This is a genomic window from Sandaracinus amylolyticus (genome assembly GCF_021631985.1).
Taxonomy (GTDB): domain Bacteria; phylum Myxococcota_A; class Polyangia; order Polyangiales; family Sandaracinaceae; genus Sandaracinus; species Sandaracinus amylolyticus_A.
Map to the genome: position 1 here is coordinate 886,076 of NZ_CP070225.1, position 25,695 is coordinate 911,770.

The following is a 25,695-nucleotide window of genomic DNA, read 5'->3' on the forward strand; positions in this document are numbered from 1 at the left end:
CCGTGATCAAGTACCTGGGCAGCAAGCGCGTGCTGATCGAGTGGATCCTCGACGCCGTGCGCGCGACCGGGCGCGCGGAGACGGTGCTCGATCTCTTCTCGGGCACGTCGCGCGTGGGGCACGCGCTCAAGCGCGCGGGGCACCGGGTGATCGCGAACGATCACAACGCGTACGCGCACGCGCTGGCGCGCTGCTACGTGCAGGCCGATCGCGAGGACGTGGAGCACGACGCGCGGCGGCTGATCGCGGAGCTCTCCGCGCTGCCGGGGCGCGCCGGGTGGTTCACCGAGACGTACTGCGAGCGCGCGCGTTACTTCCAGCCGAAGAACGGCGCGCGCATCGAGGCGATCCGCGAGGAGATCGCGAGGAAGTCGCTGCCCCCCGAGCTCGAGTCGGTGCTGCTCGTGTCGCTGATGGAGGCGGCGGATCGCGTCGACTCGACCACCGGCGTGCAGATGGCCTTCCTCAAGTCGTGGGCGGCCCGCGCGCACAACGATCTCGAGCTGCGGTTGCCCGAGGTGCTGCCGCGCGCGCGAGCGGGGAAGGGCGAGGCGCACGCGCTCGACGCGCGCGAGGCAGCGGCGACGCTCGAGGCCGACGTCGCGTACGTCGACCCGCCGTACAACCAGCACTCGTACCTCGGCAACTACCACGTGTGGGAGACGCTGGTGCGCTGGGATCGCCCCGACGTCTACGGCATCGCGTGCAAGCGCGTCGACGTGCGGGAGCGGCAGAGCGCGTTCAACCGCAAGCGCGAGGCGAGCGAGGCGCTCGCGAGGCTCTTCGCGCGACTCCGGGCGCGCGCGATCGTCGTGTCGTTCAGCGACGAGGGCTACGTCGATCGCGAGGCGATGGTCGCGATGCTGCGCGAGCGGGGCGAGGTCGCGGTGATCGAGCGCGACCACAAGCGCTACGTCGGAGCGCAGATCGGGATCTACAACCCGCGCGGCCAGAAGGTCGGCGAGGTCTCGCACCTGCGCAACACCGAGTACCTCTTCGTCGTCACCGAGCGCCCGCTCGCGCTCGCGGCGGAGTGATCACTGGATCACGGCGCAGTCGAGCGTGACCGTCACGCGGCTCGCGTCGGTGCGCGATCCGAGCGCGAGCACACCGGCGCGCGCGCCCCACGACGCGCCCGAGATCTGACAGAAGCCGGTCGTGCTCACGACCGCGTCGCCGTGGGTGCACTCGAGCGTGCGCACCTCGGACCAGTTGGTCTCGTTCAGCTGCGCGCGGTTCGGCGCGGAGTAGGTGCACTGCCAGCCCGGCATCGGCACCTCGATCGTGCCGGGCTCCGCGCTCGCGGTGGTGCGGCGCGCCGGCTGATCGCCGTGCGCGGACACGAACACGGTCCACTGCACCGTCGCGTCGGCGGGCACCACGCGCTCGGCGGCGCGGCCTCCGCGTGGCCGGCGTTGGGCCGGCGCCGCGCTGGGCGCGAGGGCGATCACGGCGATGACCGAGAGCAGGAGCGTGCGCACGAGGGCGGCGGACGGCCGGGGCCAGGTCGGCATTCAACGCGTGATATAGCGGAGGCATGTCCCTGGGGGAACGAGCCACGGCGGAACGAGAGGCGCGCGTGCGCGCCGCGGTGCGCGACGCGTTCGAGCGCGCGCAGGTGCCTCTGCTCGCGCGGCTCGTCGAGCAGTCGAGCTGCACGCGCGAGCCCGAGGACGTCGAGCACGCGGCCCGGATCTTCGACGAGGCGGCGAGCGCGCTCGGGCTCGCGATCGCGGTGCACCCCGATCCGCAGGGTCGCTATGCCGCACATCGCGTGTACACGACGCCGGCGACGCGCGACGACGATCGTGCGCTCGCGCTGGTCGGCCACGTCGACACCGTGTTCCCGCGCGCGATGGGGTTCGCGGGGTTCGTGCGCGAAGGTGACGTCGCGCGTGGGCCGGGCGTGCTCGACATGAAGTCGGGCTTGACCGCGATGCTCTTCGCGATCGGCGCGGTGCGCGCTGCGGCCCCCGATGTCTACGCGCGGCTCCGGGTGCGCGCCGTGTGCGTGAGCGACGAGGAGGTCGGCTCGCCCTCGTCGCGCGCGCTCTTCGCGAGCCTCGCGCCTCGCACCAGCGCTGCGCTGGTGTTCGAGGCCGGGCGGCGCGGGGATCTGATCGTCACGCGCCGTCGGGGCGGCGGGCTGTGGACGATCACCGCGCACGGTCGCGCATCGCACGCGGGGCACGCGCACGCGGCGGGCGTGAGCGCGATCCACGCGATGTCGCTGATCGTACCGCGGCTCGAGGCGATCACCGATCACGCGCGCGGGCTCACCGTGAACGTCGGGCTCTTCACCGGTGGCAGCGCGAAGAACACGGTGCCCGAGCACGCGGAGATCGGCATCGATGCGCGCTTCGAGAGCGCGCGCGACGCGGCCGAGCTCGAGGCGCGCCTGCGCGCGATCGTCGATGCGCCGTTCGAGGGCCTGCGCGACGTGCCCGAGAAGCTCTCGAGCGTGCGCTTCGAGCTCGGCGGGGGCGTGACGCGGCCGCCGATGGAAGCGAGCGAGGCGAGCCAGGCGCTGCGACTCCGTTACGAGGCCTGCGCGTCGCGCGTGGGCCTCGGCGTGGGCGAGGCGGCGCTCCAGGGAGGCGGCTCCGACGCGAACCTGCTCTCCGCCGCGGGCGTGCCGAGCATCGATGGGCTCGGGCCGTGGGGCGAGCACTTCCACGAGACGAGCGAGTGGAGCAGCCTCGAGAGCCTCGCGCGCCGCACCGAGGCGCTCGCTCTGTTCCTCCTCGACGAGATTGCGTAGTCACGTACGCGTGTCTCGACGCCCACACGCGCGAGACGCGATCGATGGCATTCTCGCGGGGCTCGCGGGTGGTGCGCCGGTTGCCAGGGGGGCATCCGGGCTTCGCGCCCAGGAGGCACGAGAACATGGTGGGACCTCGTTCGATCCAGAACCTTCGTCGTCGCGGGATCGCGTCGCTGCTCGTCGCGTCCGCATTGCTCGTCGCCGCGCCAGTGTCCGCCGATCCGCCGGGGGACGACGTCGCGCGCGAGGCGCGCAGCGCGCAGACCACCGGTGAGGAGAGCGAGGCCGTCGACGGTCTGCGCATCACCGAGATCACCCTCGCGCGCAACATCGAGGCGGGCCAGGTCGTCGATCCGACGACGACGTTCGCCGCGACCGACGGGCGCGTGATGGTGCTGATCCGCGTCGAGAACACGACCGGCGCGGAGACCGACATCCGCGTCTCGTTCGAGCGCGCCGATCGCGAGGTCGCGGCGAGCGGATCGGGCGGCGTGACGCTGCACATCCCGGCGCGCCCGCGCTACCGCACCCAGGCGCGCACCGGCACGCGCGCGCCCGGTCGTTATCGCGTCGTCGTGCGCACCGCCGCCGGCAACGTGCTCGGCACCGCGGACTACGAAGTCACCGGGTGACCCGTCGCCCACGGCGCGCGTGAGCCCTTCGCGCGCGCCGTGGTAGCTTCGCCCGATGGTGCGGGCCCGCCTCGGAGTCCTCGTCGTCCTCGGCGTGATCGCCGCTCTCGCGCTCGGCGCGTGCGTGCGCCGCGGGGGCAGCGCGACCGTCGGACGGCGGCAGCAACGACAGCTCGTGCAGCAAGCCGCACGCGAGCTCGGCTGCGATCAGGGCACGCTCGTCCTCACCGCGCTCAACGATCGCGTCTACCAGGTGCACGGCTGCGGGCAGCTGCGCGACTACGCATGGGCGCTCGGTCGTCGTGGTGGTTGGTCGCCGCTCCAGCCCGTCGTCCTCCGTGCTGCGGCCGAGCTCGGATGCCCCGCCTCGCAGCTCCGCGTCGACGCGCCCGCGGCGACGGTGCGCAACGCGAGCGGATGCGGGCGCAGCGCGCGCTACGACCTCGTCTGCGGCGGCATCGAGTGCGCGTGGATGATGACCGCGCAGGGTGCGGGCTGGGGCCCGCAGGTCGCTGCTGCGCCCGCGCAGCCGATGCCCGACGCGGTCCCGCCTCCGCCCGGCGCCGTCACCGGGACCCCCGCCGTCGAGCCGACCGCGACCGCCACGACCACCAGCGTCGACGACGGCCTCGTCATCCCCGAGCCTCCGGCGCGCGGCTCGGCCGAGGAGATGCTGCGCGCGGCGCTCGATGCGCGGCGCGCCGACATCCACCGCTGCGCAGGTGTCGGCGTGATCCCCGTCCGCGTCTCGTGGGCCGCCGACGGCAGCGTCTCCCTCGCGCTCGAGGCACCGCTCGCCGGCAGCGCAGCGGAGTCGTGCGTGCGCGCCGCGGTCGTGACGCCGCGCGTCCCCGCGGGCACCGCGGGCGAGATCGTGCACCCCGTCCTCTGACCGAGATCGAGCGTCCTCGCGCCTCACCGCGCGCGGCGTTCCGTGACGTGCGCGCCGCACTTCGGACGCCACGAACACGGGATCTCGCACGTGACACTCTTCTGGCCTGTCGTCTGCACACGCACCTGCAGGGGCTCGCGAGGGCCCCGAGGAGGGTGGGTGTCATGGCAGTCTCGCGTCCAGTCGAGCTCGAGGATCTCCCCGCGTGGCGCGCCCACGTCCTCGTGGCGACCGCTGACGCAGCCGAGCGCGCGTCGATCGCGGACGCGCTCCGCAAGGACGGTCACCTCGTCAGCGCCGTCGAGGACGGAGTCGAGCTCCTCGAGCACCTCGACGCGTCCGAGCCGACCTCGCGCGCGCACCTCGTGATCGCCGACGTCGAGCTCGATGGGTTCACGGGGCTCGAGGTGCTCGGTATGACCGACGGCACGTCGGACCGTCCCCCGGTCGTGCTGCTCTCGTCGCGCATCGATCTGCCGATGCGCGCCGCGGCTCGCCAGTTCGGAGCGGCCTCGCTCGTGCCCAAGCCGTTCGACATGGACGAGCTGCGTCTGCTCGTCGGATCGATCCTGCGTCCGCACTATCGGTCTCCCGCCCGCGCCGCGTGATCGCGGTCGCGCACCTTCGGTCGCCCATCGCGCGACTTGCCGTTGCGAACGGTGGAGCGCGGGTCGATGTGCGGCCCACATGGGGTTGCGCGTGGTGGTGGTGGCGAAGGCGGGGGCGCTTCGTGATCGCGTGTGCGACGCGTTGCAGGCCCGCGGCGTCGAGACCTGTGGGGATCTCGACGCCGCGATGGCGAGCGGGCCGATCGATGCCGTGATCGCGGAGCTCGATCCGAGCCCACGCAAGAGCGGGCTCGGTATCCTGCTCGCGGCGAGCGAGCGCGCGCCACGCGCGCGACGTGTGCTCCTCGTCGAGGGGCGCGCGTCGATCGCGGACGCCGCGTTCGCGTCGGGTGTCGCGGACCGGGTCCTCCTCGGGTACGTGCCGCCGCGCATCGAGGCGATCGCGGAGTGGCTCACGAGCACCTGCGAGCACGGACCCCGACGCATCCCGGCGTTGTCGTGATCACCCCGGTCGGCAACGCCATGCTCGGGTCGTTGTGCTGCGATCGCGCGGACCTACCTCGGCAGGCGCGATGTCGACTCCACGCAGTCGTCCGGAATTGCGCGCCGTGACGCCGCCCGAGGACGAGGTCGAGCTGAAGACGCAGCGCGCGCGTCTGCCCCGTGCCCGCTCCACCACGCTTCCACGGACGCCCGCCTGCGCGACGGTGTCCGACGTCCGCGTGCTGATCGTCGACGACCACGACGACACGCGCCGCATGTTCGTCGAGTACCTCGCATGGCACGGCGCGCTGACGCTCGAGGCGAGCAGCGTCGCCGAGGCGATCGTCGTGCTGGAGCGCGAGCTCGTGCACGTCGTCGTGACCGACGTCGCGATGCCGCGCGAGGACGGCTACGCGCTGCTGGCGCGCATGGACGCGCGCCCGGGTTGGGCGAGCATCCCGCGCATCGTCGTGTCGGGGCACAGCTCGGTGCTCGAGGCATCGGAGCGCGCGCCGCGCGCGACGTACCTGAAGAAGCCCGTCGATCTCGAGCGACTGCTCGAGGCGATCGCGACCTCCGCCGTGCGCGCCGAGCGCTAGTATCTCTGCCCGGAACTTCGTTCCGGGTTTCTCCTAGTACTGCCGTCCGGCCGTTCGTTCCGGGCTGAACATCGATCCCGGAACGAACATCCGGGCAGCAGTACTAGGCCCGGCGCGCCGTCGCGGGATCGCTCGACTGACGCTCGGCCGCGACCACGAGCTCTCGCGCGCGGTCGAGCGCGGCCGCCCACGACTCGCGCGCGTACGCGTCGCGCGCCCGCTTCACCGACTCCCCGAGCGCCGCGACCATCTCGCGCGCAGCGTTCCGACGGTGCGCCCAGCCCCGCGGTGCGCTCCAGGGGACGTTCGCCGCGCCGCGCAGCATCGCTGCGATCCGCTCGTACTCGCGCGCCCAGGCCCCGTCGTCGATGCGCACCACTTCGGGCATCTCGTCCCCGTGCTCGCCAGTGACAAGCGCGCAACCGCTGCGCGCACCCCCTCCGCCTCCGCGCAACCGCTGCGCGCGAATGGTCGTCGAGTTGGCAAAGATGCTGTGATTACGCGCGGTTATGCGTGTGGCACGAGCCCCGCAATGGCGCCTCCTCGCCACCGAGGAGACCCCGACCATGCGCGCCACCACCGACGACCTCTCGCTCGCCCAGCTCCGCCGCACCGCCGCCGCGGCCCCGATGCTCGGGGCGGACGTGGAGCAGGAGTACCTGCGTCGCATCCAGGACCACGACGACGCACGCGCGCTCCGGGCACTGCTGGACGCGCACCTCCGCCTGGTCGTCGCGACGGCGGCGCGCTTCGCGCGCTCGGGGGTGTCGGCCGCGGAGCTGGTCGCCGAGGGGAACCTCGGGCTCGTGGAGGCGGCGCGCCGCTTCGATCCCGAGAAGGGCACGCGCTTCTCGACGTACGCGGCCTGGTGGGTGCGCGCGCGGATCAGCCGCTTCGCGATGGGCAATCGCCGCATCGTCGCGGCGCCCTCGACCCGCAACGCGCGCAAGCTCCTCGCGGGGATGCGCAGCGTCGAGCGCAAGCTGCAGCAGGCGAGCGGCGAGCGCCCTTCGCGCGAGATGATCGCGGCGGTGACCGGCACGTCGGCGGAGGACGTCGCGATGGTCGAGAGCGCGCTCTCGGCGCGCGACGTCTCGGTGGGGCCGACCGAGGAGGACGGCAGCTCGGTCGAGCTCGGCGCGAACGATCCGTCGCCCGAGCAGGCGATCGCCGACGCCGAGGAATGCGAACGCCGCGAGCGCATCGTGGCCCTCGCGCTCGCGCAGCTCGATCGTCGCGAGCGCGAGGTGGTGCAGCGGCGGATCCTCGAGGAGGACGGCGAGACCCTCGCGGAGATCGGGCGGATGCTCGGCCTCTCGCGCGAGCGTGTGCGGCAGATCGAGGCGCGCGCGAAGCGGAAGCTGCGCGCCGTGCTGGTGGCCGAGGTCGCGTGATGGACGGGCGAGTTGCGGCGCAGCTCGCGGGCGCTCTAGAACCCGGGGACATGGCTCCCCGATCCGTGCCCCGAGGTCGCGTGCTCGTCGTCGACGACGAGACGCATGCGCGCGACGCGCTCGCCGAGATCCTCGCGGAGGAAGGCTACGAGACCGCGACCGCGGCGGACGGGCTCGAGGCGCTGCGGCTCATGGAGGAGCTGCGGCCCGAGGTCGTGCTCACCGATCTGAAGATGCCGAACCTCGACGGGCTCGGGCTGCTCGATCGCGGCAAGGCCGAGTACCCCGAGACCTCGTTCGTCGTGATGACGGCGTTCGGGACGATCGACACCGCGGTCGAGGCGATCCGCCGCGGCGCCGAGAACTACGTCACCAAGCCGCTCGACGTCGGGACCGTGACCGCGCTGCTCGCGCGCGCGATGGACAAGGCGAAGCTCGCGCGCGAAGCGTCCGAGCTGCGCGAGCGCCTGCACGAGACCTACGACTTCAGCCGCATCCTCGGCGAGCACCCGGCGATGCGCCGGCTGACGCAGGTGATCGCGCAGGTCGCGCCGAGCCGCGCGACCGTGCTGATCCACGGCGAGAGCGGCACCGGCAAAGAGCTGATCGCGGCGGCGATCCACGAGAACAGCAAGCGCAAGAGCGGGCCCTTCGTGCGGCTCAACTGCGCGGCGCTCGCGGAGTCGCTGCTCGAGAGCGAGCTCTTCGGGCACGAGAAGGGCGCGTTCACCGGCGCGATGGCGCGCCGCAAGGGACGCTTCGAGCAGGCCGACGGCGGGACGCTCTTCCTCGACGAGATCAGCGAGGTCCCGAAGCCGTTGCAGGTCAAACTATTGCGCTTCCTCCAGGAGCGCGAGCTCGAGCGCGTCGGCGGCAACGAGACGATCCGCGTCGACGTGCGTGTGGTCGCGGCGACGAACCGCGATCTCAAGCAGTGCGTGCAGGACGGGACGTTCCGCGAGGATCTGTACTACCGGCTCGACGTGGTGCGCGTGGACGTGCCGCCGCTGCGCGCGCGCCGGAGCGACATCCCGATCCTCGCGCATCACTTCCTGCATCGGTTCGCGAAGGAGAACGAGCGCGAGCTCGAGGGCTTCAGCGACGAGGCGATGAAGGCGCTGCTCGCGCACGCGTGGCCGGGCAACGTGCGCGAGCTCGAGAACGCGGTCGAGCGCGCGGTCGTGCTCGCGCCGGGCAAGCGGATCGAGCGCGAGCACCTGCCGATGCCGACGCCCGCGGCGGAGGCGGGATCGGTCGGCGCGTTCGTGCCGGGGATGACGCTCGCGGAGATCGAGCGCGTCGCGATCCTGCAGACGCTCGAGGCGTGCGAGGGATCGACCGGGAAGGCCGCGGAGATGCTCGGGATCTCGCGGCGGAAGATCCAGTACCGCCTCAAAGAGTGGGGGATGGGCGGGGAGATCGACGGAGAGCCGGACTGAGCACGGATCTCAGGTGGTCGCGGCGGGGAGGGTCACGATCGCGGTCGTGCCCGTGCCCGGCGTCGACTCGAGGGTCACCGTGCCGCCGTGGAGCTCGACGAGCTTCTTCACGATCGTGAGCCCGAGGCCGGTGCCGCGCGGCTTGCCCGACGTGACGAACGCGCGGAACGCGTCGCGCAGGAGCTCGGGCGCGATGCCCGGGCCGGTGTCGGCGATGCGCAGCTCGGCCGCGCCGTCGGGCGCGCGTGATGCGGCGATCGTCAGCGTTCCGCGGCCCTGAGGGCGCATCGCGTCGAGCGCGTTCGTCACGAGGTTGAGCACGACCTGCTTGATGCGGCCCTCGTCGCCGTCGATCGCCGGCACGTCGGGCGCGAGCTCGAGCGCGATCGTCACGCCCGCATACGCCGCGACGGGCTCCTGGAGCGCGTGCACGTCCGCGAGCAGCGCGACGAGATCGACGCGTCGCTTCTCGAAGTGGCGCGGGCGCGCGAGGCCGAGGAACTCGTCGAGCAACGTCGAGAGGCGCCCGAGGTCGGTCTTCACCAGGCGCACGCGATCGCCGATCCCCTTCTGCACCGCGGGATCGCCGCTCTTCTTCGAGGCGCGCTCCATCAGCTCGAGCTGCAGCATCGCGGCGTTGAGCGGGTTGCGGATCTCGTGCGCGAGCGCGGCGGTGAGGCGGCCCATCGCGGCCATCGCCTCGGCCTCCGCGGCGCGCGTCTCGAGCTCGCTGCGCTCCTTGCGCAGCCGCACCTGACCGAGGGCGCGCTCCGCGAGCGCCAGCAGATCCTGCGGCTGGAAGGGCTTCTGCACGTACGCGAACACGCCGTGGCGCACCGCCGCGATCGCGGTGTCGAGCGTCGCGTTGCCGGTCACGAGGATCACTTCGCCGTCGGGCGAGCTCTCCTTGAGGAACGGCACGAGATCGATGCCCGACACCTCGTCGTGCAGGCGCACGTCGACGATCGCGAGATCGAAGGGCCGCTCGCGCACCTTCGCGCGCGCGTCGTCGACGGTCGACGCGATGCGCACCTGCGCGCCGGTCTCCTCGAGCAGCTCGGCGACGTTCTCGGCGAGCGCGAGGTTGTCTTCGATGACCAGGACGTCGAAGCCCGGGGCCACCGTCGCTCAGGCCCCGCCGGCGCCGACCAGGTCGACGTCGCGCAGCGTGGCGATCAGCACGTCGGGCCCGAACGGCTTCGCGAGCACCCGCCGCACCCGCGCGTCGCGCTGCGCGAGGCGCTCTTCCTTGGTGAACGCCGTCATCAGCACGTAGACCGCGTCGGGCACGTGCTCGGCGAGCCGGCGCAGCAGGTCGATCCCGTCCATCCCGGGCATGCGCACGTCGAGCAGCGCCGCGTCGAAGCGCAGCTCGCGCACGGCGTCGAGCACCGCGTGGGGATCGTCCATCACCAGCGCCTCGAGCCCCTCCATCTCGAGGATCTCGGCCAGGTTCTCCGCGAGCTCGCGGTTGTCGTCGACGATGAGGATGCGTCGGCTCATGGCGTGCGAGGACATGGGGTCGATCACGATCACGATGGAGAGCCCGCCGCGGCGAGCGCCCCGGGAAGGCGGATCTCGAAGCGCGCCCCCTCGGGCGCGTCCGGCTGCCCGCGATTGTAGCCGCGGATCGTGCCTCCGTGCTTCTCGATGATCCGCCGGCACAGCGGCAGTCCGAGGCCCACGCCGGTCGCGCGCGTCGTGAAGAGCGGCTCGAAGAGGCGGCGCACCGCCTCGGTGGACAGGCCCGGCCCGTCGTCCTCGATCACCAGCTCGAGCTCGTCGCCCGTGCGGCGCGCCTCGACCTTCACCACACCTTCGCGCTTCGCCGCCGCGATCGCCTGCGTCGCGTTGAGCACGAGGTTCACCACCACCTGCCGCAGCTGCGTCGGGTCGACGCTCGCCCGCGGCAGGCCCTCCTCGATCGACACCTCGACGCGCACCTGATCGGGCCGCGGGACCGCGCCCAGCGCCTCGTCGACCAGCGCGCGCACGTCGACCGCGCGGCGATCGGGCGCACGATCGCGCGCCATCTCGAGCAGGTCCGAGATGATCGCGCCCGAGATCGCGAGCTGCTCGCGGATGCGGTGCAGGTGGCGCGCGGCCTTGTCGTCGGCGTTGCGGCGCTCCGCGAGGTGCAGCGAGGTCTCCATCACCGCGAGCGGGTTGCGCAGCTCGTGGCCGATCGAGGCCGCGAGCTGGCCGATGGTCGCGAGGCGCTCGTTCGCGCGCTGCTTCTCCATGTAGCTCTCGCGGTAGGTCTCGAGCATCACGGCGAGCTCGATGTCGCAGATCTTGTCGAGCGCGTCGTGGCCGCGGATCGCCTCGTCGGCGGGCCACTGCGCGGCGCGAAGCGCGTCGTGCAGACCGCGCCGGATGACGTTCATCGCCGCCATCATGTAGCGCTGGTCGAGATCGATGCGGACGTGCATGCGACCGATGCGCGCGCGCTGCTCGAAGTACGAGTCGTCGTAGATCCCCGAGACGACGCCCTCGAGCCACGCGTGCATGCTCGCGTGGAGCCGCGCGCGCTGCGCGGGGCCTCCGGTGAACACCGCGCGGGCGCCCGCGTTGTCGTCGATGGTCCGGTAGAACTCGTCGACGATGTGCGGGAAGGCGGGGCGCACCGCGGGGCCCATGCGCACCAGCCACTTCGCGTCCTCCTCGTCGAAGCCGACGTAGTCGAAGAGCTCGCGCAACATGTCGGACGTGGCGGCCACGCGGACTTCTTCCGGCGTTCTCGGATGGACGTCAAGGAAGCCGGGGCGCTCGCGCATGGACGCGAGCTCGTGCAACGAGCTTGCCGTGCTCGCGTGGATGGCTCGTCGTCTGCAAAGGTGTCGGGAACACGGCGCATTGCTGGCGCGGAGCCGATCGAGGCTTCACGGATCTGCGAAAGCCTTGCGTCGTACGACTTCCCAACGCGCAAACCTTGCGCCTCAGCCACGAGAGAGCCATGCCCGCCATCCACCGCGTCCTGGTCCCGGTCGACTTCTCGGAGAGCTCGGAGCGAGCTGCCGACTACGCCGTCGCGCTCGCGCGGCAGCTCGGGGCGGGCGTCCACTTCCTCCACGCCTGGCAGATGCCGGTCTACGCGTTCCCCGACGGAGCCGTGATCCTCGGGCCCGACGTGGTCGCGCAGATCACGACCGAGCTGCAGCGCTCGCTGGACGCGCTCGTCGAGCGACACAAGGAGCCGGAGCTCTCGGTCGAGGGGCACCTCAAGCAGGGCCTGCCGGATCGTGAGATCGTGCGCGCGGCCGGCGAGCTCGGGTGCGAGCTGATCGTGATGGGCACCCACGGTCGCACCGGGCTACCGCACCTGTTCCTCGGCAGCGTCGCGGAGCGGGTGGTGCGCACGTCGAACGTGCCGGTGCTCACCGTCCCGCCGGACCGCACGAAGCACAAGTGAGGGCGGAACGCCCCGCGATCGATCAGATCAGGTCGCGGGGCGCACGCAGAGCACCGGACGACGCGCGCGACGCAGCACACGCTCGGCGACGCTCCCGAGCAGCGCGTGCGCGACACCGGTGCGCCCGTGGGTGCCGATCACGATCAGCGTCGCGCCGAGCTCCGCGGCGACCTCGCTCACCGCGACCGGCGGATCGCCCCGCACGACGCGCGATGCGACCGGCGGCGCTCCGTCGAGGCGGGCGCGGGCCTCGTCGATCATCTCGGTGAGCTGGACGCGGGCCTCGGCTTCTTCGTGCGCCGGATGATCGATCGACGTGTCGCCGACCGGCGTGGCTGCGACGAGGGCAGGCAGGACCTCGGGGACGACGTGGACGGCGTGCACCCGCGCGCCGAGCTGCTTCGCGAGTCGCAGCGCGAGATCGAGCGCACCACGCGAGGGCTGCTCGAAGTCGAGCGCGACGAGGAACGTGCCCGACGCGAGCGGGGGCAACGCGCCGGTGTGCGGCGCGACGAGCACCGGACAGGGCGCGCGGCGCACCACACGATCGGCGGTGATCCCGAGCAGCCACTCCATCGCGGCGGAGCGCAGCACCTCGACGGGCCCGGTCTGCCCGTGCGGTCCCACGACGATCAGCTGCGCGTGGGTGCGCTGCGCGTGCTCGACGATCGCCTCCCAGGGCCGGCCTTCGATCAGCGTGCATCCGACCTCGGGCGTGCTCGCCGCCGCGCGGGTGCGCTCCGCCTCGAGCTGCTCGGCGAGGAACGCGGTGCGCTGCTGCACGCGATCGATCAGCGTGCGCTGCGCGGGCGAGCTCGCGCGCTCTGCGATCCCGCCGAGATCGGTCGCGTGCACCAGCTGCAGCGAGGCGCGCAGATCGTGCGCGGCGCGCGCCGCGAGATCGACGGCGCGTGCGCCGCCGGGCGAGAGATCGGTGGCGCAGACGATCGGTCCGTTCGGGCTCATGTGTCTCCTGGAGCGCGAGGCTCGGCGCTCGCGCGAAACAGAGTTCGTGCCATCGCGCTCGCGAGGGCGGCGCGATGCGTGCAATCTTGCGACAGGGTACGCGTCTGCAGCGTCCTGCGTGGGATCCGAGACGCAGGTTCGGCGTGTGCGCGCGCAAAGAATGCGCAAGAGAGGACGAGGCCACCATGCTCCAGATCCGACGAATCCTGGTCCCCACCGACTTCTCCGACGCGGCCGATCAGGCGCTGCGTTATGCGGTCGATCTCGCGTCCAAGCTCGGCGCGGAGGTCCACCTCGTGCACGCGTGGCAGCTCTCCGCGTACGCGTCACCGACCTCCGATCTCGCGAAGGGGATGGAGCGCGATCTCTCGCGCGACCTCGCGGCGGTCGCCCAGCGTTACGGCTCGCACGGCGTGACGATGCACCGGCACCTCCGCATGGGCGTGCCCTACGTGGAGATCGTCGAGGCCACGAAGGACCTCGACTGCGACCTCGTGGTCATCGGCACGACCGGCAAGACGGGCCTCGAGCACTTCCTGCTGGGCAGCGTCGCGGAGCGGATCGTGCGCACCAGCGAGAAGCCGGTGCTGACCGTGCGCTACAAGTCCGCCGCGCCCTGATCGTCGTCGTCGTCGGCGCACTCGCGCGTCATCTCGATCATCGTCGGACGGAACCCGCAGCGCGCGAAGACCTTCTGGGCACGCGTGTTCGACGTCGCGGTGGAGAGCACGACGCGCGGTGCGCCGAGCGCGCGGGCACGGGCGCAGAACGCGCGCACCAGGCGCTCGCCGGCGCCGGTGCCGCGCGCGTCCTCGCTCACGAAGACGTCGTGCAGCGCCGCGTGTTTGTCGAGCAGCATGTTCCAGTCGCGGCCCTCGACGCGGCCGTACGCGTAGCCGACGATCGCATCGTCCTTCGTCGCGACGAGGAGGATCGTGTTGGCGCGCGGGAGCTCGCGGCCGAACCACTCGCGGTAGCCCTGCTCGACGCCGCGCGCGAGGAAGAAGCGCGCGGGGTCGAGCGCGTGATGGAAGCGCACGAGATCGGCGGCCATCGCCGCCATCGCGGGCAGATCGTTCTCGGTGGCGGCGCGGACGACGAGCGCGTCGGTGCTCATGAATGCAGCGTAGTCGCTGCCCGGAGCTGCGCTCCGGGTTTCTGCTCGCAGCGCCGCGCGGATGTCGGTTCCGGGCTGAACTACGATCCCGGAGCCGACATCCGCGCAGCGCTGCTCGCGCGCGCGGTCGTCGGTGACAACGGAGGACGTGTGAGGAGCAAGCTCGGGCTGTTCGCGGTGGCGATCGTGATGGGCATCGCGGGGTGTGGCGGGGACGACGACGAGGAGGCGCGCGATCGCTCGCGCGGCGGCGCGTACGACGCGTGCGACCTCGAAGCGGACGAGTGCCCACTCGACGTCGAGGGATGTGCGGGCGTGATCGTCGACTACGTCGACTACCGCACGGCCGAGCGCGGCGTGTGCACGAGCGTGTGCGAGAGCGACACCGACTGCCCGGCCGATCCCGGCGGGCTCGGCGGCGCGTGCATCGACTTCGGGGGGACACCGCTCTGCTACGAGCGCTGCGACGCGGACGAGGACTGCGCGCCCGACTGGGGGTGCACCGATCGGCTCCCCGCGCCCGGCGGTGGCGAGATGTTCTTCGAGCCGGTGTGCTTGCCGATTCGCTGATGCGCGAGGTTGGGCGCATGCTCCGGCGGTGCGTGCGTCGAAGGGATGGATCGCGGTCGGCGCGCTCGGCGTGGTGGCGTTGATCGCGTGGGCGGCGCAGGGCGCGGTGCGCTCCTCCGAGCCGCCGGTCGAGGACGCGGGGGAGCCCGAGCAGGAGGTCGCCGCGCCGATCGAGGTGACCGTCGCGCCTGCGGCGATGCCCGAGCACGTGCGGTGGATCGCGGTCGGCGGGGGCGCCGATCCCGAGCTCAACCAGATCTCGCTCGAGGAGGATCTGCTGCTCGCACGCGAGGTGCTCGGCGAGGGCGGCGTGGTGCTCTTCGCGGGTGGGCCCGGGACGCGCGCGGTGCAGGTGACGGACGACGGAGAGCGGGGCGATCCGCTGCGTCGTGAGCTCGGGGATCTGCTGGTGCCGCGTGGTGGTCGCGATGCGAGGTACCAGCCGGCGCGGCTCGCGATGCACGGGCCGGCGACGCTCGATGCGACCGTCGAGGCGCTGCGCGCGGCGCTGACCGACGGCGACGAGCCGCTCCTGCTCTGGGTCGCGGCGCACGGGGATCGCGGCGAGCTTCCCGCGGAGTCGACCGCGCTGCTGTGGGGCGGCACCGAGCTCGATCCGAAGACGATCGAGGAGACCGTCGCGTCGACGGAGTCGCCGCGCCCGCTGCGCATGGTGATCACGTCGTGTTACGCGGGCGGGTTCGCGGAGCTCGCGTTCGACGGGCTCGATCCCGATCGCGGGGCGTCGCCGCTCGACGTGTGCGGGTTCTTCGCGACGAGCTGGGACGAAGAGGCGAGCGGGTGCGATCCGAGCCCGGATCGCGCGTCGCACGAGGCGTGGTCGATCCACGTGCTCGAGGCGCTGCGAGGGCGCGATCGTGCGGGGAACGACGTGCGCGCGGAGCTCGATCTCGATCACGACGGACGGGTGTCGCTCGCCGAGGCGGACGCGCGGGCGCGCATCGCGGCGCTCTCGTTCGATCTGCCGACGAGCACGTCGGCGCGCCTGCTGCGCGTGATCGCGCCGAGCGAAGGGCCGAGCGCGGCGGTGTCGATGCCGGAGGACGAGGTGGTGGTGCGCGCGATCGGCGAGCGGCTCGACATCGACGGCGAGAGCGACGCGCAGGCGCGGCTCGATGCGCTGGCGCGACGCCAGGTGGAGCTCGAGGCCGCGATCGAGGCGCGCGCGGAGGAGGCCGACGAGGCGTGGTGGGCCGTGGTCGGCGAGCTGCTCTCGCGGTGGCCGGTGCTCGACGATCCGTGGCATCCCGACTTCGACGCGACGCTGGTGCGCGAGGCCGACGCGATCCGCGCGTTCCTCGTGCGCTCCGAGGCGCGGGCGCGCTGGCTCGAGGCGCAGGACGATCTCGGCGCGATGCAGGAGACCGAGGCCGCGCTGCGGGTGCAGGCCGCGCCGCTGCGGCGCTGGCTCGAGGCGTACGAGTCGATCGCGCTCGCGGGGCGGCTCCGGGCGAGTGGTGGTGAGGCGTGGGCCCGGTACGAGCGGATGCGCGCGTGCGAGCGCGGGACGTGGTGATGGCGAGCGAGCACGTGTGCCCGGGGTGCCCGCGGATCGGCGTGGCGGAGGAGACGCAGCGCGCGGAGAAGCGCGCACAGGTGGAGCACGCGCTGCGTCGCTTCCCCGAGCTCGAGCGCGTGGCGATCGACGAGGTGCCGCGCGCCGAGCCGCCGCTTCGTTATCGCACCCGCGCGAAGCTGATGGTGCAGGGCACGTCGCTCGGGCTCTTCCGCGAGGGCACGCACGACGTGATCGACACCGTCGAGTGTCCGGTGCTCGCGCCGGTGGTGCACGACGTCGCGGCACGGGTGCGCGCGCTGCTCGAAGATCCGCCGCGCGAGGCGGGGGCCGTGCTGCGCGCGAGCGATCGCGGGGGCGCGCTCGCGGCGGTCGATCTGCGCGAGGTGGTGGACGACGCAGGGAATGCGTCGGTGATGGTGACGTTCGCGCTCGATCGCGAGGTGAGCGAGCGCGAGGCGCGCGCGGCGGCGGACGCGGTGCGCAGCGAGCGTGTCGCGTCGGTCGCGATCAACCTGCGGGGGCGGGGTCCGCAGGTGCTCGGCGCGGAGACGCGCGTGGTGTGGGGCCCGGGCGAGCTGCGGGATCGCATCGCGCCCGGCGCGCCGTGGACGTTCGCGACGCACGGATCGTTCGTGCAGGCGCATCGTGGGGTCGCGGCGGCGATGCACGATGCGATCGTCGGCGCGCTCGGCGGTGCGCAGCGCGTGATCGAGCTCTTCGCGGGATCGGGCGCGCTCGCGCTGCGGATCGCGTCGAGCGGGGCGCGCGTGCACGCGATCGAGGCGTTCGCGCCGGCGATCGAGAACGCGAAGCGGGCCGCCGACGTGCAGCGCATCGCCGGGCTGTCGATCGAGGTCGGCGATGCGAGCGGGGCGCTGATGGCGATGGCGTCGCGCGGTGAGCGCGCCGACGCGATCGTGCTCGACCCGCCGCGTCGTGGTGTGCCGCCCGAGCTGCGCGCCGCGATCGCCGCGCTGTCTCCGTCGCGCGTGATCTACGTCGCGTGTGATCCCGACACGCTCGCGCGCGATCTCGCGCACCTCGCGCGGCTGGGGCTCGCCGCGCGTCGGGCGTCGCCCTTCGATCTGATGCCGCAGAGCGCGCACGTGGAGACGATCGCGTGGCTCGAGCCGGCCGCGCCGCCGCGGGTGCGCGTGCTGCACGAGGACGAGCGGCTGATCGTGATCGACAAGGACCCTCACGAGCCGACGACGCCGCACCCCGAGCATCCGATCAGCGCGCTGGCGCGGGTGCGCGCGCTGCCCGGCGCGGAGGACGCGGTGCCGGTGCATCGCCTCGATGCGGGCACGAGCGGCGTGTGTCTGTTCGCGCGCCGTCCCGAGCACGTCGAGGTCTTCGCGCGCGCGCTCGCGGCGGGACGAAAGCGCTACCTCGCGCTCGTGCGCGGCGTGACCCACGGCAAGGGCATCGTGCGGCGCGCGCTGCGCGAGGAAGGGCGCGATCTGCCGTCGACGACGCGCTTCACGCGACGCGCGATCGTCGGGGGTCACTCGCTGGTGCGCGCCGCGCCCGACGAAGGGCGCACCCACCAGATCCGGCGTCATCTCGCGTCGATCGGCCATCCGCTGCTCGGCGACGCGCGCTATGGCCATCCGCCGAGCAATCGCCATCTGTGGGAGCGCGCCGCGCTCGATCGACCGTTCCTGCACTGCGAGCGCATCGAGCTCGCGCTCGAGGCCGGACCGCTCGTGCTCGAGAGCGCGTTGCCCGCCGATCTCGCGCTGGTCCTCGAGCGATTGCGTTCCTGAGAACGCTCTCAGGAAGCTCTCAGACGTGCGCGTCGCGCGGTGCGCATATCTGGGGCGATGCCGCGCTCGCTCCTCGCGCTCGTCGTGATCCTGCTCGCGTGCCCAACTGCGGCGCACGCGCAGTCGATCTCGTTCGACGAGGCGCTCGCGCTCGGCGAGGACGCGCCCGACGTGCGGGGCGCGGAGCGCGCGCTCGAGTCGCGTGCCCGCCGCGATCGCGAGATCTCGGACATCACCAGCGCGACGGAGCTGCACCTCGTGCCGGGCATCCGCGTGCTCCGCGAGCAGGATCGCGGGTTCGAGGGATCGGTCGGCGTGGTCCAGGGCTGGAGCCTCGCCGGGCTGGGTGGGGCGCGCCGCCGCGCCGCCGAGGACGAGCGTGCGGTGATCGCGGCCGAGCGTCGTGCCCTCGCGCTGGAGCGCCGCATCGGTGCGGCGCGCGCGTGGATCGAGCTCTCGGTGCTGGAGCGCCAGCTCGCGCTCGCGATCGAGGAGCGCGACATCGCGCGAGAGCTCGAAGAGCGGGCGCGACGCGCCGCGGACGTGGGCGTGATCACGGTGCCCGATGCATCGGAGGTGAGCGCGTTCCACGGCGAGACCCAGCTCGCGGCGCTCGCCGCCGAGGGCGCACGGCTCGCGGGTGCGCTCGCGCTCGCGAACGCGATGGCGGCGCCGGCCGAGGAGACGATGCACACGACCGGCGATGCGCCGAGCCCCGAGCTGCCCGGCCACGACGAGCTCGAGGCGCGGCTCTCGGACTTCGAGGGGCTGCCCCGCGTCGAGCGCGCGCGGCTCGCGGCGATCGCGGCGCGCGCCCGTGAGGCGGAGCGCGCGGCCGCGGTCGGCCCGACGATGCAGACCGGGCTGCAGGTCTATCGCGAGTCGCCCGACGGTCTGATGATCTTCGGGCAGCTCTCGTTCGGGATCCCGCTCGTCGATCTCGGCGCACGCGAGCGCTCGCTGGCGCTCGAAGAGGCCGAGCGCGCCGACGCGGCACTCGAGACCGAGGAGCTCGAGGCGCGACGTCGTGCGGTCGAGATCGCGCACGAGGTCGATCACACGCGGCGCGCGGAGCAGACGCTGCGCGACGTGGTCGTGCCCGCGCTCGAGGCGCTGGTGTCGTCGCGCGAGGCGCAGATGCGCGCCGGTGAGACGACGACGATGCTGCTGCTCGACGCGCGGCGGCGCAGCCTCGCGGCGCGCAGTCGGCTCGTGCAGATGGAGGGCGCGCGGCGATGGGCCGAGGTGCGCGCCTGGCTGATGCTCGCGACGCGCGCGCGCGCCGAGCGCGTGGAGGAACGTTGATCGTTCGTCGGCTGATGGTGGTGGTGGTGCTCGCGACGACGATCGCGTGCGGTGAGCGCAGCGAGCCCGAGCCCGCGCTCGAGCCCGAGCCCGAGCCGATCGCGGAGAACGGTGGGACGCCGAGCGTCGCGCGATGGGCCGAGGTGCGCGCCGCGGGCGATCGCGCGCTGCTCGAGGCGCCGGCGCGCGTGGTCGCGGGGCCGGGCGCGATGGCGCGCGTCGCGGCGCCGTTCTCGGCGCGTGTGCTCGAGGTGCGTGTCGCGCCGGGCGACTCGGTGCGCGAGGGCGACGTGCTGCTCGAGGCGAGCATGCCCGAGGTGCTCGATGCCGCGGCGATCTGGGTCGCGGGCGGGCGTCGTCTCGCGCTGCGCGAGGCGCGTCAGGGCGAGCTCGAGGCGCTGCGCGAGGAAGGGCTCGTCGAGCAGGGCAGGGTGTTCGAGCAGGCGGCGAGCCTCGCGGATCTGAGCGCGGAGCGAGCGCGTGCGCTCGCGATCCTGCGCGCCGCGGGCGTGAGCGCGGGGCGGGCCGCGGGCGTGCTCTCGCGCGGATCGGTGCCGATCGTCTCGCCGATCGACGGTGTGGTGAGCCGCGTCGACGCGCGCATCGGCGAGGTGCGCGATCCCGCGGGCGAGCCGCTCGTCGAGGTGATCGGGAGCGCGCCGGTGCGCATCGAGGCGCGCCTCTCTCGCGTGATGCCCGAGGGAACGACGTCGACCTTCGTGCCCGCGATCGGCGCGCCGGTGCCGCTGCGCGACGAGCCCGACGCGAGCGCGATCGATCCCGCCGACGGGACCCGCCTCTACTGGATCTCGCCGCGCGAGACGACGACGCTCGCCGACGGACTGCGCGGCACGCTCGAGGTGCACGTGGCGCGCGAGGGTGTGCTGCAGGTGCCTGCGGGCGCGATCGGGCACGACGACGAGGGCGCGTTCGTCATGGTGCGCGGCGCGGCGGAGCCCGTGCGGGTGCGCGTGCGCGTGCTCGCGACCGACGCGGGGATCGCGATCGTCGAGCCGATCGAGCCGGGCGCGCTCGCGACGGGGGCCCAGGTCGCCGACGATCCCGCCGCGCTGCTGCGCGCGCCGGCAGGAGACGACCATTGATCGAGGCGCTCGTCGAGCGCGCGGTCGCGCGTCGTCGCGCCGTGCTGATCGCGACCGCGATCTTCGCGGTGATCGGCCTGCTCTCGATCCAGGCGATGCGCTTCGACGCGCTGCCCGACGTGACCGGGCAGCAGGTCATCGTGCTCACGACCGCGCCGGGCCTCACGCCCGAGGAGGTCGAGCGGCTGGTCACACGTCCGATCGAGATCTCGCTCGGCGGCATGCCGGGCCTGGTCGAGACGCGCAGCGTGTCGCGCTACGGGCTCTCGGCGATCACGTCGATCTTCGAGGACTCGACCGACATCTACCGCGCGCGACAGCTCGTCGGCGAGCGCGTCGCGATCGCGCAGGAGCAGCTCCCGCCGAGCGCGTCGCAGCCCGAGCTCGGTCCGGTGAGCGGCGGGCTCGGCGAGATCTACCAGTTCACGCTGAGCTCGCCGGAGCGCACGCCCGCCGAGCTGCTCGAGCTGGTGCAGCGCCGGGTCTCGCCGATCCTCCGGACCGCGCCGGGCGTGGTCGAGGTCAACACGTGGGGCGGCGGGCGTCGCACGCTCGACGTGATCGGCGATCCGGTGCGCATGGCGCGCTGGGGCGTGACGCTCTCCGCGCTGCGCGAGGCGGCAGCGCGATCGACCGGCAGCGTGACCGGCGCGACGGTGCCCGCGGGCCCGGCGCACGTGCTGCTGCGCGGCGTCGCATTGCCCACGACACCGAGCGAGATCGCGGCGGCGGTGGTGCGCGTCGATCCCCAGGATCCGACGCGCGTCGTGCGCATCGGCGACGTCGCGGACGTGCTCTCGGGACAGGAGCCGCGCATCGGTGCGGCGACCGAGGGCGGGCGCGGCGAGACCGTCTACGTGATGGTGCAGATGCTCCTCGCGGAGAACGCGCTCGAGGTGCTGCGCGGCGTGCACGAGCGCATGCCCGAGGTGCGCGCCGCGCTCCCCGCCGACGTCGTGGTCACCGAGGTCTACGACCGCAGCGATCTCGTGAGCGCGACCCTGAGCACCGTCGGCAAGAGCCTGATCGAGGGTGGCCTGCTCGTGATCGCGGTGCTCTTCGCGATGCTGGGCAGCCTGCGCGCGGGATTGCTCGTCGCGCTGGTCATCCCGCTCTCGATGCTCGGCGCGGTGATGGGCATGGCGTTCTTCGGCGTGCCCGGGAACCTGATGAGCCTCGGCGCGCTCGACTTCGGTCTGCTCGTCGACGGCGCAGTCGTCGTCGTCGAGAGCGTCTTTCATCACTTCCACGAGCGATTCGAGGGACACGCACGCGACGATCGCCCCGCGGATGCGCAGGTCGCGGAGACCTCGCGCAGCGTCGCGCGCCCGGTCTTCTACTCGGTGCTCGTCATCCTGCTCGTGTACCTGCCGATCCTCGCGCTCGAGGGGATCGAGGGGAAGATGTACCGGCCGATGGCGATCACGGTCGTCATGGCCCTCGCGACCTCGCTCGTCCTCGCGCTCACGTTCGTGCCCGCCGCGGCCGCGCGATGGCTGCGCCCCGAGCACGTGCCCGCGCGCGAGCCCCTCCTGGTGCGCGCGAGCGCGCGCGCCTATGCGCCGGTGCTCGACGTCGCGATGCGCCGCCCGGTGCTCGTCGTCGCGATCGCGATCGGCCTCGCGCTGATCGGCGCGCGCGTGTTCTGGACCGCGGGCAGCGCGTTCGTGCCCCAGCTCGACGAGGGCGACCTCGTCGTGCAGACGACGCGCGCGCCCGACGTCTCGATCGAGACCGCGATCGCCGAGGGCATGCGGCTCGAGCAGGTGATCCTCGAGGCTGCGCCCGAGGTGCTGCACGTCGCCTCGCGCATCGGGAGCCCCGCGGTCGCGACCGACGTGATGGGCATCGAGCAGGCCGACGTGTTCGTCTCGCTGCGACCGCGCGGCGAGTGGGCCGCGGGGCGCACCCTCGACGACGTGATCGCAGATCTGCGCGAGGCGATCGACGCGCGCGCCCCGGGCTCGGATCTCTCGTTCACCCAGCCGATCCAGATGCGCTTCAACGAGCTCGTCGGCGGTGCGGTGACCGACGTCGCGCTCGTCTACTACGGCGAGGATCTCGACGTGCTGCACGACCTCGCGGAGCGCTCCGCTGCGGCGCTGCGCGAGGTGCCGGGCGCGGTCGACGTGCGCGTCACCGCGCCTCCGAGCGTCTCGCTGGTCGAGGTGCGGCCGCGCCCGCTCGAGGCCTCCGCCGCGGGCTTCGACGCGCAGGACGTGCTCGAGGCGGTCGGCGCGCTGCGCGCCGGTGTGCACGCCGCCGACACCTGGGAAGGCCCGCTGCGCATCCCGATCCGCGTGCGCCTCGGATCTTCGACGAGCGCGTTCACGATCGCCGACGTCGGCCTGCCCACCGAAGGTGGCGCGCTCATCCCGCTCTCGCGCGTCGCGCACGTCGACCCTCGAGAGGCGCCCGCGCTGATCTCGCACGAGAACGGCGCGCGACGGATCGTGATCGGCTTCAACGTGCGCGGCCGCGATCTCGGCACCGTGGTGCAGGAGGCCGAGGCGCGCATCGACGCCGCGGTCGACGTGCCGCGCGGCTATCGCGCGGAGTGGGGCGGACAGTACGAAGGGCTCGAGCGTGCGCGCGAGCGACTCGCGATCGTGATCCCGATCGTGCTGGTCGCGATCCTCGCGCTGCTCTATCGCGTGTTCGGGCGCGTGCGCCCGGTGCTCGTGATCTTCATGAACGTGCCGTTCGCCGCGGTCGGCGGGATGATCGCGCTCGCGCTGCGCGGCCTGCCGATCTCGGTGTCGGCGGCGGTCGGGTTCATCGCGCTCTCGGGCATCGCCGTGCTCAACGGCGTCGTGCTGATGTCGCGGATCATGCACGAGGAGGCGGAGGGCTTCGCGCCCGACGAGGCCGCACGCCGCGCGGCGCGCGCGCGCCTCCGCCCCGTGCTCACGACCGCGCTCGTCGCGTCGCTCGGCTTCGTGCCGATGATGCTCGCGCGCGGTGTCGGCGCCGAGGTCCAGCGCCCGCTCGCGACGGTCGTGGTCGGCGGGCTCGTCACCTCGACCTGGCTCACGCTCGTGCTGATCCCCTCGATCCACCCGTGGATCGCGCGGATCCGCCGGAGGCCCGATGAAGCTGCTCTTGGTGGAGGACGAGGAGAAGCTCGCGACGCACCTGGTGCGGGGCCTGCGTGAGGAGGGCCACCAGGTCGATCGCTGCTCGCGCGTGCACGATGCGCGCGAGCAGGCGCGCACGATCGAGTACGACGTCGTGCTGCTCGACTGGATGCTGCCCGACGGAGATGGCGTCGAGCTGCTGCGCGAGTGGCGCCGCGCCGGGCTGCGCACGCCGGTGCTGGTCCTGACCGCGCGCGGCACGGTGCCCGAGCGCGTGACCGGCCTGCGCGCCGGGGCCGACGACTACCTGCCGAAGCCCTTCGACTTCGACGAGCTGCTCGCGCGCATCGAGGCGCTGCATCGCCGCGCCGAGGGCGCGATCGATCTGCGGCGCGTCGGCGAGGTGGTGCTCGACGGACGTCGCCGCGCGATCCGCTTCGGCAGCGCGGAGGTCGCGCTCACCGCGCGCGAGCACGCGCTCGCGGCCGAGCTCTTCTCGCACGCGGGCGAGGTGATCACCCGCGCGCATCTGCTGCGCAGCGTGTGGGGCTCGGGCTTCGAGGGCGATCCCAACGTGCTCGACGTCTACGTCGGCTACCTGCGGCAGAAGCTCGTGCGCGTCTCGGCGCCGCTCGAGATCCGCTCGGTGCGCGGCGTCGGGCTTCGTCTGGTGCCGCGCGAGGAGAGCGACGCGTGAGCCTCGGCGCCCGGCTGCTCCTCGTCGGCGCGATCCTCCCCGCGCTCGCGCTGCTGGGCGCGCTCGCGATCGGCCGCGCGATGTTCGCGCGCGAGCTGACGAGCGCGGTCGACGACGCGATGCGCACCCAGGCCGCGATCGAGGCGGTGAGCCTCTTCGACGGACCGCACGGCGAGCCCCACCTGCACCTGCGCCGCTCGCAGCTCGCGCGCAGCGCCGCCGACGCGAGCGAGGCCGCGCTCTACGACGACACCGGCACGCGCGTCGTGATCTGGCCCGACGACGGGCGCGCGCCCGATCACGTCTCGCTCTCCGAGGCGAGCACCGAGCCGCGCCTCCGCACCGCGGACGGCCTGCGCGAGCTCCGGGTGCGCGTGCGCTCGCCCGACGGACGTCGCTGGGTGCTCTGGCTCGGCCACGATCTCGGCCCGCACGACGCCGCGGTCACCGCGTACGACCGCACCGCCGCCATCGTCGTGGTGCTCGTCACGCTGCTGCTGCTCGGCGCACAGATTGCGCACGCCGCGGGCCTCACGCGACGGTTGCGCCTCCTCGCGCAACACATGCGCCGGCTGCGCGAGGGTGATCTCGCCTCCGCGCCGCCGCCCGACGGTGGGCGCGATCTTGTCGGCGAATTGCGCGACTCGATCGCCGACGCGACCGATCGCCTCCGAGAGGCCAAGGAAGCGCGCGAGCGCCTCGTCGCCGACGCCGCGCACGAGCTGCGCACGCCGCTCGCGACGATGCGCACCGCGATCGACGTCACGCTCCGGCGCGAGCGCGCCGCCGAGGATCTGCGCGACGCGCTCGAGCGCACGCGCGAGGAGGTCGACCGGCTCGCCGCGACCGCCGCCGATCTGCTCGAGCTCGCGAGCGGAGGGCGCGCCGAGGAGGAGCGCGAGCCGCTCGATCTCGTGGCGCTCGCCGAGGACGCGATCCTCGCGGCGCGATCCGTCGCGTCGGATCGCGGCGTCGAGCTCGCGCTGCGCGGTGACGCCTTCGTGCCCACCGTCGCGGCACCGCGCGCGCTGCGCCGCGCGATCGACAACCTCGTCGCGAACGCGCTCGCCTTCGCGCCGGAGGGGAGCGCCATCGAGGTGCACGTCGAGCGCGACGGCGAGGGCGCGCAGCTCCGCGTGCGCGACCACGGCCCGGGCATCCCCGACGCCCAGCGCGACGCGGTGTTCCAGCCCTTCCATCGCCTCGATCGCTCGCGCAGCGGCACCGGCCTCGGCCTCGCGATCGTGCGCGAGGTCGCGACGCGCCACGGCGGACGCGCGTTCGCGCGTGCGCCCGACGACGACGGACCGGGCGCCGAGCTGGTGCTGGAGCTCGGAGCGCGCGGCCGGACGGGATAGCCCACACGG

Annotated in this window: 26 protein-coding genes; 19 read left to right on the forward strand and 7 right to left on the reverse strand. The window is 73.2% G+C overall.

The genetic code is table 11. The annotated features are described in order from the left end of the window. Positions 1-2 precede the first annotated feature (2 nt). A complete protein-coding gene (locus tag I5071_RS03600) occupies positions 3-1,037 on the forward strand; it encodes a DNA adenine methylase (protein WP_236603967.1) in 1,035 nt (344 codons plus the stop codon). Here I5071_RS03600 and I5071_RS03605 read toward each other — a convergent pair whose 3' ends face one another. Next, entirely contained in the window at positions 1,038-1,514 is a 477-nt protein-coding gene (locus I5071_RS03605; RefSeq protein ID WP_236603968.1) for a hypothetical protein, read from the reverse strand. Positions 1,515-1,579: 65 nt separating this feature from the next. Here I5071_RS03605 and I5071_RS03610 point away from each other — a divergent pair, with 65 nt between their 5' ends. The 6 genes from I5071_RS03610 (at position 1,580) to I5071_RS03635 (ending at position 5,939) form a co-directional block, all read left to right on the forward strand. Then, positions 1,580-2,761 carry a M20/M25/M40 family metallo-hydrolase gene (locus tag I5071_RS03610; RefSeq protein WP_236603969.1) on the forward strand — a complete coding sequence of 394 codons (1,182 nt, stop codon included), beginning with the start codon at positions 1,580-1,582 and terminating at the stop codon, positions 2,759-2,761. A 125-nt stretch (positions 2,762-2,886) separates the two neighbouring features. Beyond that, positions 2,887-3,396 (forward strand): DUF2914 domain-containing protein, encoded by a 510-nt coding sequence (locus tag I5071_RS03615; protein WP_236603970.1) that lies wholly within the window; start codon positions 2,887-2,889, stop codon positions 3,394-3,396. A gap of 55 nt (positions 3,397-3,451) precedes the next feature. Then, complete coding sequence (locus I5071_RS03620; protein WP_236603971.1) at positions 3,452-4,288, forward strand: hypothetical protein; 837 nt, start codon at positions 3,452-3,454, stop codon at positions 4,286-4,288. A gap of 164 nt (positions 4,289-4,452) precedes the next feature. Further along, positions 4,453-4,896: a response regulator gene (locus I5071_RS03625; RefSeq protein WP_236603972.1), complete on the forward strand. Its 444-nt coding sequence runs from the start codon at positions 4,453-4,455 to the stop codon at positions 4,894-4,896. 79 nt (positions 4,897-4,975) lie between these two features. Further along, complete coding sequence (locus I5071_RS03630; RefSeq protein ID WP_236603973.1) at positions 4,976-5,359, forward strand: hypothetical protein; 384 nt, start codon at positions 4,976-4,978, stop codon at positions 5,357-5,359. Between the two features lie 205 nt (positions 5,360-5,564). Beyond that, positions 5,565-5,939: a response regulator gene (locus tag I5071_RS03635; RefSeq protein WP_236603974.1), complete on the forward strand. Its 375-nt coding sequence runs from the start codon at positions 5,565-5,567 to the stop codon at positions 5,937-5,939. Positions 5,940-6,042: 103 nt separating this feature from the next. Here the strand turns inward: I5071_RS03635 and I5071_RS03640 are convergent, their stop codons facing one another. Further along, complete coding sequence (locus I5071_RS03640) at positions 6,043-6,327, reverse strand: hypothetical protein (protein WP_236603975.1); 285 nt, start codon at positions 6,325-6,327, stop codon at positions 6,043-6,045. 178 nt (positions 6,328-6,505) lie between these two features. On the opposite strand from I5071_RS03640, the gene I5071_RS03645 reads away from it, so the two are divergent. Then, on the forward strand, positions 6,506-7,333 hold the full coding sequence (locus I5071_RS03645) for a sigma-70 family RNA polymerase sigma factor (protein ID WP_236603976.1): 828 nt from the start codon (positions 6,506-6,508) through the stop codon (positions 7,331-7,333). Between the two features lie 50 nt (positions 7,334-7,383). Next, a complete protein-coding gene (locus I5071_RS03650; protein WP_236603977.1) occupies positions 7,384-8,772 on the forward strand; it encodes a sigma-54-dependent transcriptional regulator in 1,389 nt (462 codons plus the stop codon). Between the two features lie 9 nt (positions 8,773-8,781). On the opposite strand, the gene I5071_RS03655 is transcribed toward I5071_RS03650, so the two are convergent. From I5071_RS03655 to I5071_RS03665, 3 genes are read right to left on the reverse strand one after another with little or no spacing between them, the layout of a single operon-like run. After that, on the reverse strand, positions 8,782-9,894 hold the full coding sequence (locus I5071_RS03655; protein ID WP_236603978.1) for a sensor histidine kinase: 1,113 nt from the start codon (positions 9,892-9,894) through the stop codon (positions 8,782-8,784). Between the two features lie 6 nt (positions 9,895-9,900). Further along, a complete protein-coding gene (locus I5071_RS03660; protein WP_236603979.1) occupies positions 9,901-10,275 on the reverse strand; it encodes a response regulator in 375 nt (124 codons plus the stop codon). A 29-nt stretch (positions 10,276-10,304) separates the two neighbouring features. Further along, entirely contained in the window at positions 10,305-11,492 is a 1,188-nt protein-coding gene (locus I5071_RS03665; RefSeq protein ID WP_236603980.1) for a sensor histidine kinase, read from the reverse strand. A 236-nt stretch (positions 11,493-11,728) separates the two neighbouring features. Here I5071_RS03665 and I5071_RS03670 point away from each other — a divergent pair, with 236 nt between their 5' ends. Next, positions 11,729-12,184 carry a universal stress protein gene (locus tag I5071_RS03670; protein WP_236603981.1) on the forward strand — a complete coding sequence of 152 codons (456 nt, stop codon included), beginning with the start codon at positions 11,729-11,731 and terminating at the stop codon, positions 12,182-12,184. A 27-nt stretch (positions 12,185-12,211) separates the two neighbouring features. On the opposite strand, the gene I5071_RS03675 is transcribed toward I5071_RS03670, so the two are convergent. Beyond that, positions 12,212-13,150, reverse strand: a complete 939-nt coding sequence (locus tag I5071_RS03675; RefSeq protein WP_236603982.1) for a universal stress protein — start codon at positions 13,148-13,150, stop codon at positions 12,212-12,214. Positions 13,151-13,335: 185 nt separating this feature from the next. On the opposite strand from I5071_RS03675, the gene I5071_RS03680 reads away from it, so the two are divergent. Continuing rightward, positions 13,336-13,770, forward strand: coding sequence for a universal stress protein (locus I5071_RS03680; protein ID WP_236603983.1), 435 nt, complete (start codon positions 13,336-13,338; stop codon positions 13,768-13,770). Here I5071_RS03680 and I5071_RS03685 read toward each other — a convergent pair. Beyond that, positions 13,749-14,267, reverse strand: a complete 519-nt coding sequence (locus tag I5071_RS03685; protein WP_236603984.1) for a GNAT family N-acetyltransferase — start codon at positions 14,265-14,267, stop codon at positions 13,749-13,751. The two genes, I5071_RS03680 and I5071_RS03685, sit on opposite strands and share 22 nt — an antisense overlap. Positions 14,268-14,417: 150 nt before the next feature. Here I5071_RS03685 and I5071_RS03690 point away from each other — a divergent pair, with 150 nt between their 5' ends. The 8 genes from I5071_RS03690 to I5071_RS03725 are packed head-to-tail and all read left to right on the forward strand — an operon-like array spanning position 14,418 to position 25,686. Further along, positions 14,418-14,837, forward strand: coding sequence for a hypothetical protein (locus tag I5071_RS03690; protein WP_236603985.1), 420 nt, complete (start codon positions 14,418-14,420; stop codon positions 14,835-14,837). A gap of 28 nt (positions 14,838-14,865) precedes the next feature. Then, complete coding sequence (locus I5071_RS03695) at positions 14,866-16,374, forward strand: hypothetical protein (RefSeq protein WP_236603986.1); 1,509 nt, start codon at positions 14,866-14,868, stop codon at positions 16,372-16,374. Then, on the forward strand, positions 16,353-18,146 hold the full coding sequence (locus I5071_RS03700) for a pseudouridine synthase (protein ID WP_236603987.1): 1,794 nt from the start codon (positions 16,353-16,355) through the stop codon (positions 18,144-18,146). The genes I5071_RS03695 and I5071_RS03700 overlap by 22 nt, the downstream gene beginning before the upstream one ends. A 57-nt stretch (positions 18,147-18,203) precedes the next feature. Beyond that, on the forward strand, positions 18,204-19,451 hold the full coding sequence (locus I5071_RS03705; protein ID WP_236603988.1) for a TolC family protein: 1,248 nt from the start codon (positions 18,204-18,206) through the stop codon (positions 19,449-19,451). Beyond that, entirely contained in the window at positions 19,448-20,554 is a 1,107-nt protein-coding gene (locus tag I5071_RS03710; protein WP_236603989.1) for an efflux RND transporter periplasmic adaptor subunit, read from the forward strand. The genes I5071_RS03705 and I5071_RS03710 overlap by 4 nt, the downstream gene beginning before the upstream one ends. After that, the gene (locus I5071_RS03715) at positions 20,551-23,709 is read left to right on the forward strand and encodes an efflux RND transporter permease subunit (protein ID WP_236603990.1); all 3,159 of its coding nucleotides are present in this window, start codon (positions 20,551-20,553) and stop codon (positions 23,707-23,709) included. Before I5071_RS03710 ends, I5071_RS03715 begins: the two co-directional genes overlap by 4 nt. Further along, positions 23,645-24,328 (forward strand): response regulator transcription factor, encoded by a 684-nt coding sequence (locus tag I5071_RS03720; RefSeq protein ID WP_236603991.1) that lies wholly within the window; start codon positions 23,645-23,647, stop codon positions 24,326-24,328. The genes I5071_RS03715 and I5071_RS03720 overlap by 65 nt, the downstream gene beginning before the upstream one ends. Next, positions 24,325-25,686, forward strand: a complete 1,362-nt coding sequence (locus I5071_RS03725; RefSeq protein WP_236603992.1) for a sensor histidine kinase — start codon at positions 24,325-24,327, stop codon at positions 25,684-25,686. Before I5071_RS03720 ends, I5071_RS03725 begins: the two co-directional genes overlap by 4 nt. Positions 25,687-25,695: the final 9 nt, after the last annotated feature.